This window comes from Streptomyces sp. MMS24-W38 (genome assembly GCF_059889265.1).
In genome coordinates this window covers 196,801-207,935 of record NZ_JCBCPP010000001.1, presented here as the reverse complement: position 1 = coordinate 207,935, position 11,135 = coordinate 196,801, and the positions used below count along the sequence as shown (strand labels likewise).

Annotated in this window: 11 protein-coding genes and 2 pseudogenes; 5 read left to right on the top strand and 8 right to left on the bottom strand. The window is 70.8% G+C overall.

Translation table 11 applies throughout. The annotated features are described in order from the left end of the window. Positions 1-196: 196 nt before the first annotated feature. Complete coding sequence (locus AC6F7H_RS00590; RefSeq protein ID WP_500754532.1) at positions 197-730, top strand: DUF1707 SHOCT-like domain-containing protein; 534 nt, start codon at positions 197-199, stop codon at positions 728-730. Here the strand turns inward: AC6F7H_RS00590 and AC6F7H_RS00585 are convergent. The 7 genes and pseudogenes from AC6F7H_RS00585 to AC6F7H_RS00555 all read right to left on the bottom strand — a co-directional run bounded on the left by AC6F7H_RS00585 (position 612) and on the right by AC6F7H_RS00555 (position 6,397). Beyond that, entirely contained in the window at positions 612-1,481 is an 870-nt protein-coding gene (locus tag AC6F7H_RS00585; RefSeq protein WP_500754531.1) for an AfsR/SARP family transcriptional regulator, read from the bottom strand. The two genes, AC6F7H_RS00590 and AC6F7H_RS00585, sit on opposite strands and share 119 nt — an antisense overlap. Before the next feature lie 218 nt (positions 1,482-1,699). Further along, positions 1,700-2,584: pseudogene (locus AC6F7H_RS00580) on the bottom strand (acyl-CoA carboxylase subunit beta); the annotation flags it as partial. A 68-nt stretch (positions 2,585-2,652) separates the two neighbouring features. Next, a pseudogene (locus tag AC6F7H_RS00575) lies at positions 2,653-2,745 on the bottom strand (hypothetical protein); the annotation flags it as partial. Positions 2,746-2,801: 56 nt separating this feature from the next. Next, on the bottom strand, positions 2,802-3,431 hold the full coding sequence (locus tag AC6F7H_RS00570; RefSeq protein ID WP_500754530.1) for a 4'-phosphopantetheinyl transferase family protein: 630 nt from the start codon (positions 3,429-3,431) through the stop codon (positions 2,802-2,804). Then, the gene (locus AC6F7H_RS00565) at positions 3,412-4,296 is read right to left on the bottom strand and encodes a metallophosphoesterase family protein (RefSeq protein ID WP_500754529.1); all 885 of its coding nucleotides are present in this window, start codon (positions 4,294-4,296) and stop codon (positions 3,412-3,414) included. The genes AC6F7H_RS00570 and AC6F7H_RS00565 overlap by 20 nt, the downstream gene beginning before the upstream one ends. Before the next feature lie 17 nt (positions 4,297-4,313). Then, complete coding sequence (locus AC6F7H_RS00560; RefSeq protein WP_500754527.1) at positions 4,314-5,024, bottom strand: AfsR/SARP family transcriptional regulator; 711 nt, start codon at positions 5,022-5,024, stop codon at positions 4,314-4,316. A gap of 869 nt (positions 5,025-5,893) precedes the next feature. Further along, positions 5,894-6,397, bottom strand: a complete 504-nt coding sequence (locus AC6F7H_RS00555; protein WP_500754525.1) for a hypothetical protein — start codon at positions 6,395-6,397, stop codon at positions 5,894-5,896. A gap of 8 nt (positions 6,398-6,405) precedes the next feature. On the opposite strand from AC6F7H_RS00555, the gene AC6F7H_RS00550 reads away from it, so the two are divergent. Next, a complete protein-coding gene (locus AC6F7H_RS00550; RefSeq protein ID WP_266752870.1) occupies positions 6,406-6,555 on the top strand; it encodes a hypothetical protein in 150 nt (49 codons plus the stop codon). 36 nt (positions 6,556-6,591) lie between these two features. On the opposite strand, the gene AC6F7H_RS00545 is transcribed toward AC6F7H_RS00550, so the two are convergent. Further along, the gene (locus tag AC6F7H_RS00545) at positions 6,592-8,286 is read right to left on the bottom strand and encodes an acyl-CoA carboxylase subunit beta (protein ID WP_500754523.1); all 1,695 of its coding nucleotides are present in this window, start codon (positions 8,284-8,286) and stop codon (positions 6,592-6,594) included. 149 nt (positions 8,287-8,435) lie between these two features. Between AC6F7H_RS00545 and AC6F7H_RS00540 the strand changes: the two genes are divergently transcribed. From AC6F7H_RS00540 to AC6F7H_RS00530, 3 genes are read left to right on the top strand one after another with little or no spacing between them, the layout of a single operon-like run. Further along, positions 8,436-9,440 (top strand): beta-ketoacyl-ACP synthase III, encoded by a 1,005-nt coding sequence (locus AC6F7H_RS00540; RefSeq protein ID WP_500754521.1) that lies wholly within the window; start codon positions 8,436-8,438, stop codon positions 9,438-9,440. Positions 9,441-9,479: 39 nt separating this feature from the next. Continuing rightward, positions 9,480-9,722 carry an acyl carrier protein gene (locus AC6F7H_RS00535; protein WP_500754520.1) on the top strand — a complete coding sequence of 81 codons (243 nt, stop codon included), beginning with the start codon at positions 9,480-9,482 and terminating at the stop codon, positions 9,720-9,722. Continuing rightward, a complete protein-coding gene (locus AC6F7H_RS00530) occupies positions 9,719-10,939 on the top strand; it encodes a beta-ketoacyl-[acyl-carrier-protein] synthase family protein (RefSeq protein WP_500754519.1) in 1,221 nt (406 codons plus the stop codon). The genes AC6F7H_RS00535 and AC6F7H_RS00530 overlap by 4 nt, the downstream gene beginning before the upstream one ends. Positions 10,940-11,135: the final 196 nt, after the last annotated feature.

Genomic DNA, 11,135 nt, shown 5'->3' with positions numbered 1-11,135 from the left:
CGGAACCGAAGGAGCAGAACCGGAGTTGAAGGACCTGAGGAGAGGGACCGGAGGGGAAGGACCGGCGTACTCAGGCCCCTGAACGCCGGGAGCGCCGTCGGGGCGGAAACGAAGGCGCCCGCCACGGACTCGATCCGTCCGTGGCGGGTACCAGAGACCCGACACCACAAGTACCGTCTGTGAAAGGATGTTTGACATGTCGACTGACGTGCCCGAGCTGCGGGCGTCGCACGGTGACCGTGACCGCGTCGTGGAGGTTCTGCGGATCGCCGCCGGAGACGGCCGGCTCACCTCCGAGGAGCTCGACGCCCGGGTGGAGCGCGCGCTGACGGCTCAGACGCAGGGCGAGCTGGCCGCGCTGGTCGCGGACCTGCCGGCCGAAGCCCTGACGACGGAGGACCTCGTCGTGGAACAGCGCAGCGGCAACTGGTCACGGGCCGGCCAGTGGAGGGTTCCGCAGCACATCACGGTGAAGACGCAGATGTGCCGGGTCACCCTCGACTTCACCGATGCGGTGATCACGTCGAGAACGCTGCGCATCGACGTGGACATGGAGCACGGCAAGCTGATCATCGTCGGCGCGCCCGACATCGCGATCGACACCGACCAGCTCAACCTGACGTTCTCCCAGGTGAAGCGTGCCTCGAAGGATGTCGTCGCCGACCCCCGCCTCCGTATCCGACTGGTCGGAAGGCTCCAGCACGCGAAGGTGGTCGAGCAGCGGCCGTGAGCCCGGGCCCGTCAGCCGTCACACCGCACGTGGTGAGCGCCGGGTCCTGGTCGAGGATTGCGCGGTAGCGGCGCTGGACCTGCAGCCCTGGCTGCAGGCCCAGGTCGTCGCGGAGGCGTGCGCGCAGCCGGTGGAAGACCTCGATCGCGTCGGCCTGCCGGTCGGCCCGGTACAGGGCGAGCATGAGCAGGTCGTGCAGCCCCTCGCGCAGCGGATGCTGGGCGGCCAGGCTCCTCAGCTCGCCGGCGACCGCGCGCTCGTCACCGAGGGCCAGCCGCGCGGCCATGAGGTTCTCGTGCGCGGCGACGCGGCTGTCGTCGAGCCACAGCGTCGCGGACCGGCAGCGCGTGCCCGGTCCGGCGTCCAGCAGGACCGGCCCCCGCCACAGGCCCAGTGCCTGTTCGAGGTGGTCCACGGCGGTGCGCGGGTGGTCGGCGATGCGCTGCGCGCCGCTGGAGGCGAGGCGGTGGAAGCGTTCCGCGTCGATCGCGTCGGGGCTCAGATCCAGCAGGTACCCCTGGCTCACCGTCCGCAGGGCGTCCGGGCATCCGGCTTCCGTGAGCAGTCTGCGCAGCCGGGTGATGTGGGCCTGCAGGGTGTTCTTGCTGGTGCGCGGCGGGCGGTCGTCCCACAGTTCGTCGGCCAGATCCTCGTAGGACACGACGGATCCGACGTTGAGGGCGAGCAGGGCGAGAGTGGCGCGTACCTTCGTACCGCCCACCGGGAGACGTCCGCTCCCGGTCACTGTCATCGGGCCGAGAATTGCAACTTCCATCGGGACTCTCCGCCCGGCCGACGCCGACAGTGTTACGCCGACGAACGATCGGCGCAGCCCATGCTTGTCGCAGGCAGAGTCGTCGTCAACAGGCGTTGACCCGTATATCCCCCGACGGGCCCCCCTATTCCCGGTCGGGGGCGCGACCCTTCCAGGGGTGGGCCGCCGGTCGGGACCTGCCCGCTCCAGGGGCGCCGGGATGTTCCCGGTGCGGGGTCGTCCACCAGGGTCACGATGGGGATGTTGAACGTGTCGCAGAACCGTATGAACCGCGCCCCCTTCTCGGCGGCGGCGATGTCGAGCGCGCCGGCCAGGTGCAGCGGCTGGTTGGCGACGACGCCGACGGTGTGCCCCTCGATCCGGCCGAAGCCGCAGATGATGTTCGGCGCGAAACCCGGGTGCACCTCCAGCAGTTCGCCGTCGTCGACCACACGCGCGATCACCTCGGTCATGTCGAACGCCTCGCGCTGCGCATCGGGCAGGATCGAGTCGAGTTCGAGGTCGTCGGGCGTGAGATCGAGGGGTGCGGTGGCCCGGTAGGCCGGCGTCTCGTCCAGGTTGTTGGACGGCAGGAAGGACAGCAGGTCCCGGACGTAGTCGAGCGCCTCGGCCTCGCTGTCCGCCACGTAGTGCGCGTTGCCGGCGACCGTGGCGTGCACCTGCGCGCCTCCGAGGTCCTCCATGCGGACCGTCTCGCCCGTGACCGTCCGGATGACGTCGGGGCCGGTGACGAACATGTGCGAGGTCCGGTCGACCATGACGACGAAGTCGGTGCAGGCGGGCACGTAGACGGCGCCGCCCGCGCAGGGTCCCATGATCAGCGAGATCTGCGGGATGACACCTGAGGCGGTGACCACCTTGTTGGCTACACGGCCGTATGCGGCCAGCGACAGCACGCCCTCGGCGACGCGTGCGCCGCTGGAGTCGTTGATCGCGATGACCGGGCAACCTGTCTGCAGGGCGAGGTCGAGCAGTTTGCCGACCTTCTCGCCGAAGACCTCGCCGACGCTGCCGCCCAGGGCCAGGGCGTCCTGGGCGTAGACGCACACCCGGCGGCCGTCCACGGTGCCGTGGCCGGTGCGGCCGGCTCGCTCTGCGTCCGGGCCGTCAGCGCGCGCTCCACCCGGGCGTCGAGCTCCTCGGAGGCGAGCCGGCCGTCACCGCCGGCGAGCCGCAGGGCGTCCACGACGCGGTCACGATCCTCGTACGACGCCCGCAGTTCGGGCAGATCCTTCGACATGGCAGCGCCACGCTGGCAAAAGCAGGGGTCTTCCGGCGTGGACGCGGGGATCCCGCTCAGACCACGATCGCGGTCAGGAGCAGGCCGCGCTGCACACGCCACAGCCCGGTGAACCCGCTGAACGGCCCGGGAACGAGCAGCTCGGCATGGAACGTCCCGGCGTCCGGGTCGAACTCGATACGGGCGGCGTCGAAGCCGATGAAGACGCGGGCCACCGGGTACCAGGCCTTGTAGACCGACTCCTTCGCACTGAACAACAACCGGTCCCAGTTGGGCGCGGTGGGGTGCGCCGGCAATGCGGCCAGCATCTTCAGTTCGGCGTCGAGCGCCACCGCCTCGGCGACGCCGTCGGGCAGCGGCGCGTCCGGCTCGGCGTCGATGCCGATGGTCAGCACGTCGTCGCGGCGGGCCACGGCGGCACCGCGGTAGCCGGCGCAGTGCGTGAGGCTGCCGACGATGCCGTCCGGCCAGACCGGCGCACCCCGCTCCCCCGACAGGACCGGGACGGGCGGCAGGCCGAGGCGGCCGAGCGCCCGGCGGATGCAGGCCCGTCCGGTGGCGAACTCGCGCCGGCGTCCTTCGACGGCGCGCGCCACCCTCGCGGCCTCCTCCGGGAACAGGTAGGCGTCGGCCAGGTCCCCGAACTCCTCGGCGGTCGCGACCGTGTCAGGCAGAAGATCGAGCATGCGCCCCTCCCGGCCGGCCCGCCGACGCAGCGGTCGTCCCGGGCAGGATCACCGGACGCAGCACCGGCGGCGGTGTGCTGCGGCGTTTCCATTCCCGCGGATACCCGAGCGACACCTCCTGGAACAGCACGCCGTCCCGGGTGATGTTGCGGGGTATGTGCAAGTGTCCGTAGACGACCGTCGCGGCCCGGAACCGCAGGTGCCACGAGGCGGTGCGCTCGGTGCCGCACCACTGCGCGAACTCGGGGTACCGCAGGACGTCCATGGGGTCCCGGATGAGCGGATAGTGGTTGACCAGGACGACGGACTGCTCGGGTGCGCACGCGGCGAGGCGGCGCTCGGTGTACTGGACGCGCTGCGAGCACCATGCCTCACGGCTCGGATACGGGTCGGGGTGGAGCATCGACTCGTCGGTGCACACGACTCCGGTGGAGTACGCGTAGGCCAGCGACTCGGCCTTCGTGCGCGTGCCGGGTGCCCGGAAGGAATAGTCGTACAGCACGAACAACGGCGCGATCAGGAGTGGGCCGCCGTGTCCGGTCCACAGGGGGTATTCGTCCTCCGGTGTGAGAACGTCGAGGCGGCGGCACATCTCCACCAGCTCGCGATAGCGGTGCTCGCCGCGCAGCCGGACGGGATCGTCGGGGTGCGTCCACAGTTCGTGGTTCCCGGGTGCCCAGACGACCTTGGCGAACCGCGAACGCAGCAGCCCGAGGCACCATTCGATGTCGGCAAAGAACTCCCCGACGTCGCCGGCGACGATGAGCCAGTCGCCCGGGTCGGTGGGGCGGATACGCTCGACGAGCTCGCGGTTCTCGCGATAGCTGATGTGCAGATCACTCAGCGCGTACAGGGTCGGTGGCATCGTGGGTCCCCCAGCCGCTACGCGGCACGCAGTGGCGTGGTGAGCGCCGGGTCCTGGTCGAGGATTGCGCGGTACCGGCGCTGGACCTGCAGGCCGGGCTGCAGGCCGAGGTCGTCGCGGAGGCGTTGGCGCAGCCGGTGGAAGACCTCGATCGCGTCGGCCTGCCGGTCGGCCCGGTAGAGCGCGAGCATGAGCAGGTCGTGCAGCCCCTCGCGCAGCGGATGCTGGGCGGCCAGGCTCTCCAACTCGGAGGCGACCGCGCGCTCGTCACCGAGGGCCAGCCGCGCGGCCATGAGGTTCTCATGCGCGGCGACGCGGCTGTCGTCGAGCCACAGCGCCGCGGACCGGCAGCGCGCGCCCGGACCGGCGTCGAGCAGGACCGGCCCCCGCCACAGGCGCAGCGCCTGTTCGAGGTGCTCGGCGGCGGCCTGCGGGTGGTCGGCGACGCGCTGGGCGCCGCTGGAAGCGAGGCGGCGGAAGCGTTCCGCGTCGATCGCGTCGGGACTCAAGTCCAGCAGGTACCCCTGGTTCACCGTCTGCAGCGCGTCCGGACGGCCGGCGTCCTCCAGCAGCCGGCGCAGCCGGGCGATGTGGGCCTGCAGGGTGTTCTTGGTGGTGCGCGGCGGGCAGTCGTCCCACAGTTCGTCGACCAGATCCTGGCAGGACACGACGGTGCCGACGTTGAGGGCGAGCAGTGCGAGGATGGCGCGCACCTTGGTGCCACCCACCGGGAGACGACTCCTCCCGATCACCGTCAGCGGGCCGAGAATTGCTATTTCCATCGGGACTCTCCGCCTGGCCATCGTTGTCAGTGGCATGCCGACGAATGATCGACGAAACCCATGCTTGCCGGAACCGTACAGTATCGTCAAGCAGCCATTACCCCGTATATCCACCAGCCGACCCCACTGCTTCCCGCCCCCGGTCTAGGGGTTGCCCCGGGATCGCCCATCGCTTTCCGCGGGCCGCTAGGGGTTTCAGGCCATTGTGCCGACGGAAGCCGTCGGGTTAACGTGGCCGCTCATGCCGGGACGACGCCAGCCGAATGTTTGAGGAATGACCGGTATGATCGAGACCATCGGATTACACAAGTCCTGCAAAGGCAAATACTGCGGACAGACTTATACCGTCTAAGCCGTATGCGGCGTCGAAATGTCCGTCGACAAAGGCGAGATCTTCGGCTTCCTCGGTCCCGACCTCGTCGTTTCACCAAGTCGACCGGTTGATCTTGTGCCTGTGATGCCGTGTTGATCCCTGTCCGGGGCAGTGCCGGTCAGGGGTGCGCGTCGGCTGGCGTGCCGGATCGCGCCGGGTCCCACGGGCCCGGTGACCGCGGGTGTCCTCCTCTCGGTGCCCGGCGGGACGGTTCGTGCCGTTCAGGTGGGGTGGGGCAGAGCGAGGATGCGGGTGAGGGCCCGCACGATCGCGGCTGTCCGGAGTCCGGTTTCGAAGAGTTTCAGGCGGCGTTTGCGCCGGCCGCGCACCAGGTGGGCGGGGACGTGGAGGATGCGGTAGCGCAGTGTCCTGGGGGTGGCCTTGGCCTCCTCGCCGTCCAGCGCGAGAAGTTGGAGCCAAGCGCGAAGGTCGTGGCCGTCAGTCAGGCGGCATTGGCATTCGTCTCGTGGGAGGGCGGGAGGCCCATCCCGGACGCCTTGCTGTCGCGGCTCGACGCGGGCGTGCTTGCGGTGCCGGGCGTCGAGGTGGGCGATCTGACCGCGGCGACTGTTGGTGGCGAAGGTCCGGTAGCGGACCTGTTGCTTGATCTCGTAGTCGGAGGCGTCCTTGAGGCAGCGGGGGCGCAGCGGCTCCTCCGGGCGATCACCCGATGGCTCTTCGGCCAGCCGGTGATGTCGGCGAGCAGGCCGGTGCTGTCGGCGACGAACGCGTCCTCACGGACGTGGCCGCCCTCGCCGGTGGTCGGCTGCCACAGCTTCTTGCGGTCCACGATCTCAATGGTGGCCTGCTCGCGCTCGGTGAGGTACCAGCCGACGGAGTACTCCCAGCGGAACGTGGGGGTGGCCCTCCGCCCGCGCTCCAGTCCAGCAGCTGGTGGGAGAATCCGGCCCCGTCCACCCGGAACAGGATCTTCTGCCGCCGCCACCAGGGTAGTTGGGCAACGCCCCTGGTGAGGATGTCGATGCGCTGTTCGCCGATGAGCTGGGCAGCAACGTGATCTGGCAGAGCATCCTCGTCGTCGGCGCTCTGGCGATCCTCTCGATGCCGTGGGCCGCACGGGCCTTCGCGCGGAGCCTGCGGTAGTCGGCTCCGCGCACTTCCTCAGCGACATCCCGCTTCCTACAGCGGGATGTTGCTGTGCTTGCGCGGCGGCAGTGTCACACGCTTGTTGCGCAACGCCCTGAGTGCGCGCAACACGGTCAGCCGGGTCTCCGACGGCAGGATGACGTCATCAAGGCTGCCGCGTTCGGCCGCCATGTAGGGGGTGAGCACGGTCTCCTCGTACTGCTCGATCAGCTCTTCGCGGAGCTCGCCGGGATCGTCGGCGGCGCCGAGTTCGCGGTGGCACAGCATGTCGACGGCGCTGGCGGCGCCCATCACGCCGATCCATGCGGTGGGCCAGGCGAAGCACATGTCGGCGCCGAGTTCCTTGGAGCCCATCACCGCGTACCCGCCGCCGAACGCCTTCCGGACGATGACGGTCACCTTCGGCACCGTCGCCTCGATGTAGGCGAAGCCGAGCTTGGCACCGCGCCGGATGATGCCCTGATGCTCCTGGGCGGTGCCGGGCAGGAAGCCGGGGACGTCCACCAGGGTCACGATGGGGATGTTGAACGTGTCGCAGAACCGTATGAACCGCGCCCCCTTCTCGGCGGCGGCGATGTCGAGCGCGCCGGCCAGGTGCAGCGGCTGGTTGGCGACGACGCCGACGGTGTGCCCCTCGATCCGGCCGAAGCCGCAGATGATGTTCGGCGCGAAACCCGGGTGCACCTCCAGCAGTTCGCCGTCGTCGACCACACGCGCGATCACCTCGGTCATGTCGAACGCCTCGCGCTGCGCATCGGGCAGGATCGAGTCGAGTTCGAGGTCGTCGGGCGTGAGATCGAGGGGTGCGGTGGCCCGGTAGGCCGGCGTCTCGTCCAGGTTGTTGGACGGCAGGAAGGACAGCAGGTCCCGGACGTAGTCGAGCGCCTCGGCCTCGCTGTCCGCCACGTAGTGCGCGTTGCCGGCGACCGTGGCGTGCACCTGCGCGCCTCCGAGGTCCTCCATGCGGACCGTCTCGCCCGTGACCGTCCGGATGACGTCGGGGCCGGTGACGAACATGTGCGAGGTCCGGTCGACCATGACGACGAAGTCGGTGCAGGCGGGCACGTAGACGGCGCCGCCCGCGCAGGGTCCCATGATCAGCGAGATCTGCGGGATGACACCTGAGGCGGTGACCACCTTGTTGGCTACACGGCCGTATGCGGCCAGCGACAGCACGCCCTCGGCGACGCGTGCGCCGCTGGAGTCGTTGATCGCGATGACCGGGCAACCTGTCTGCAGGGCGAGGTCGAGCAGTTTGCCGACCTTCTCGCCGAAGACCTCGCCGACGCTGCCGCCCAGGGCCAGGGCGTCCTGGGCGTAGACGCACACCCGGCGGCCGTCCACGGTGCCGTGGCCGGTGATGACGCCGTCGCCGCTGGGCCGCGCCGGGTCGGCGGCGAAGCCGGTCGAGCGGTGCCGGGCGAGCAGGCCGGTCTCCACGAAGGAGCCCGGGTCCAGCAGGTGTTCCAGGCGGTCCCGGGCCGTCATCCGTCCGAACCGGGCGAGGCGGCGGACCGTGCGGTCGGGGACATGGCGGGCCGCCTCGCGCCTGGCCCGCAGATCGGCGACCCTGCCCGCGGTGGTGCGCGCCTCCCCGGAGGGTCCCGCTCCCGCGCCGGTGCCCGGCGCCTTCGAGGGCACCGGCCTCTCGTTCCCGTTCCCCGTCCGCTGGACGGGGAAGCGCCGTTCCACGGCTGCGTGCGCTTCGAGGTAACCGGGTTCGTCCATAGTCGTCTCCTCGCTCACACAATCATGCTCGCGCACCCCGCTGCCCATGCTCTGACCAGCTGCTGACAGGTTGCTGAAGGAGTGCTGAAAGCGGCTGTGCGTCAGAGGTCCGTCAGTCGAATTTCAGCGCCCGCTGGCATGGTTGGCGCATGACGCGTGCCGCGGTGATCTGTGGCCTGGGGGGCTGGCTGCCTCCTCGGGTGGTGACCAACGACGACCTGCCGGCCGGACTCGGCACCTCCGACAGCTGGATACGAACCCGTACCGGCATCACGCGCCGCCACCACGCCGACCCCGGCTCCGCCACGTCCGACCTCGCCGTCGAGGCGGGAGCGCGCGCCCTGGCCGCCTCCGGTGATCCGCGGGCGGACGCCGTGGTCCTGGCCACGACCACGCCCGACCGGATCTGCCCGGCCACCGCCCCCGAGGTCGCGACGCGCCTCGGGCTGACCGGCGCCGCCGCCTTCGACATGAACGCCGCGTGCACCGGCTTCGTGTACGGGCTCGCCGCCGCGGCCGGTCTGATCTCCACCGGCGTCGCCGACCGGGTGCTGCTCATCGGCGCCGAGACGTACTCCAGCATCATCGATCCCCTTGACCGCGGGACGGCTCCCATCTTCGGCGACGGGGCCGGCGCGGTGGTCCTGCGGGCCGGCGCCCCCGACGAGCCGGGCGCGATCGGCCACATCGACCTGGGCAGCGACGGCGCCGACGCCGACCTCATCGCGGTCAACGCCGGCGGTTCCCGGCAGCGGCTGTCCGACGGGCCGGAGCGGGACGGCGAGCGGTATCTGACGATGGCCGGCCGCGAGGTGTTCAAGCACGCCGTCATGCGGATGACCGCCTCGTGCCGGACCGTGCTGGAGCGCGCGGGCCGGGGCGTCGCCGATGTCGACCGGCTGGTGGCCCATCAAGCCAACATCCGCATCGTCCACCAGCTCGCCGACCAGTTGGGCGTCGACCGTGGCCGCGTCGTGACCAACATCGACCGCGTCGGCAACACCGCGGCCGCCTCCATCCCGCTGGCGCTGCTCCACGGCGTCGCCGACGGCACTGTGCGGCCCGGCCAGCAGACCCTGCTCACCGCGTGCGGCGCGGGCTTCACCTGGGGCTCGGCGCTGCTGACCTGGCCCGAACTCGTGCTCGGCGACTAGCCGAGCGACGGTTACCGATTGCTGATGAGGAGCCCTCTGATGAAGAACACGTACGACCGGCTCACCGACATACTGGTCAACCAGTTCGAGGTGCAGCCCGAGGAGGTCCGCCCGGACATCACCTTCGAGGAGCTCGAACTGGACTCGCTGTTCCTGGTGGAACTCGGCCTGGTCGTCAAGCGGGACCTCGACGTGGAGATCGGCGAGGACGACGCGACCCCGCGCAGCACGGTCGCCGACGTCGTGAAGCTGATCGACGCCCAGCTCAACCCGGCGTCATGACCTCCGGTGTCGTCGTCACGGGCCTGGGGCTGGTGACCGCCGCCGGCGTCGGCACCGATCCGGCCTGGCGCGCGGTGTGCGCCGGGGAGCCGACGGCCGCCACCGACGCGTCGCTGGCCGGGTTGCCGGTCGACTTCTCGTGTCGGGTGCCGGAGTTCGACGCCCGGGCACTGCTCGGCCGTCGCGCCAACCTGCAGTACGACCGGTTCGTGCAGCTGGGGCTCATCGCCGCGCAGGAGGCCGTCGCGGACGCCGGGCTGGATCCGGCCACGTGGGACGGCGCCCGGGTCGGCGTCGTCGTCGGCTGCGGCGTGGGCGGTGCGGGCACGTGGGAGACGCAGCACACGACATTCCTCGGCGAGGGGCCCGAGACGGTGTCGTCGATGCTGATGCCGATGATGCTCCCGAACATGGTCGCCGGACACGTGGGCATGCGGTTCCGGGCGACCGGGCCGAACCTCGTGACCGCCACGGCGTGCGCGTCCGGGGCCACCGCCATCGGCGTGGCCCGCGACATGCTGCGCCAGGGTGTCTGCGACATCGTCCTGGCGGGCGGCACCGAGGCCGCGGTGGTGCCGCTCATCGTCACCGGCTTCAGCCAGATGCGCGCACTGTCGACCCGTACGGAATCACCGGCGGCGGCGTCACGCCCGTTCGACACCGGCCGCGACGGATTCGTCATAGGGGAGGGCAGCGGGATCCTGGTCCTCGAACGCGCCGAGCACGCCGCGGCCCGCGGCGCCCGCGTCCGGGCCCGGCTCGTCGGGTACGGCGCCTCCGCCGACGCGTACCACGCGACCGCCCCGGACCCGTCCGGCGCAGGTGTGGAACGCGCCCTGCGTGCCGCGCTCGCCGACGCCGGCGCGGTGCCGTCCGACGTGGACCACGTCAACGCGCACGGCACGTCGACGCCGCTGAACGATCTCGCCGAGGCCAGGGTCCTGGCCCGCTGCCTCGGTACCGGCCCCGCGGTCACCTCGGCCAAGGGCACCCTCGGGCACACGCTCGGCGCGGCCGGGGCGATCGAGGCGGCGCTGACGGTGCTGACGATCGAGAACGGGCTGATCCCGCCGACGGCGAACCTCGAAAGCCAGGACCCGGAGATCGACATCGACGTGGTGGCCAAGGAGGCCCGACGCTGCCGGGTCGACCTGGCGCTCACGAACTCCTTCGGTTTCGGCGGGCAGAACGCCGTCCTCGCCTTCGCAGCAGGCTGAGCACGCCGGCCGGTCCCGAGCGTGCGGGTCCACCCTTCTTCCTTCCTCAGGGGTGCGGTACGAATTTCGGGTACCGCACCCCGCTGCTTGGCGCCCCCGTGCAGTAGGGGTTCAGCAGCGTGCGCGGGCCGGGACACGGTTCTCCCTTCGATCGCGGTCACCAGATCCATTCCTTCCGCCGGACACCGGTCATCTC

Bases quoted from the DNA above. Each gene is read 5' to 3' on its own strand.
- AC6F7H_RS00540 (WP_500754521.1), top strand. From the start codon at position 8,436: ATGACGCGTGCCGCGGTGATCTGTGGCCTGGGGGGCTGGCTGCCTCCT.
- AC6F7H_RS00570 (WP_500754530.1), bottom strand. From the start codon at position 3,431: ATGCTCGATCTTCTGCCTGACACGGTCGCGACCGCCGAGGAGTTCGGG.
- AC6F7H_RS00535 (WP_500754520.1), top strand. From the start codon at position 9,480: ATGAAGAACACGTACGACCGGCTCACCGACATACTGGTCAACCAGTTC.
- AC6F7H_RS00530 (WP_500754519.1), top strand. From the start codon at position 9,719: ATGACCTCCGGTGTCGTCGTCACGGGCCTGGGGCTGGTGACCGCCGCC.
- AC6F7H_RS00565 (WP_500754529.1), bottom strand. From the start codon at position 4,296: ATGCCACCGACCCTGTACGCGCTGAGTGATCTGCACATCAGCTATCGC.
- AC6F7H_RS00545 (WP_500754523.1), bottom strand. From the start codon at position 8,286: ATGGACGAACCCGGTTACCTCGAAGCGCACGCAGCCGTGGAACGGCGC.
- AC6F7H_RS00585 (WP_500754531.1), bottom strand. From the start codon at position 1,481: ATGACAGTGACCGGGAGCGGACGTCTCCCGGTGGGCGGTACGAAGGTA.
- AC6F7H_RS00590 (WP_500754532.1), top strand. From the start codon at position 197: ATGTCGACTGACGTGCCCGAGCTGCGGGCGTCGCACGGTGACCGTGAC.